Here is a 321-nt window from a genome sequence, read left to right on the forward strand (position 1 = left end):
CGCGCCGCGCGGCGCGTCCGAGTCCCGCGTATCCGTCGTCGCCTATGCCGATCACCGTCAGCCACGCCCGCCTGCCCTGCATCCGATCTCCGTTTCGGGTTGCGCGCGCGCCGTTTCGTCTCGCGGAGCGCGCTGGAAAACGGGCATAATACCGCTTCCGCCGGCGCCGGACGGGCCTGAAAACCTCGACGGCATAAAAGGGAACACAGCAAAACTGTGGCCGCCCCCGCGACTGTGAGCAGCGAGACCGCATCCACCCGAGCCACTGGTTTTACCGGGAAGGCCGATGCAGCCGCCGACCTGCGAGCCAGGAGACCTGCC

Annotated in this window: 1 riboswitch. The window is 68.2% G+C overall.

The annotated features are described in order from the left end of the window. Nucleotides 1-144: 144 nt before the first annotated feature. Nucleotides 145-321, top strand: a riboswitch (cobalamin riboswitch). This riboswitch is flagged as partial in the annotation.

This window comes from Paraburkholderia tropica (assembly GCF_914484835.1).
Classification (GTDB): domain Bacteria; phylum Pseudomonadota; class Gammaproteobacteria; order Burkholderiales; family Burkholderiaceae; genus Paraburkholderia; species Paraburkholderia tropica_A.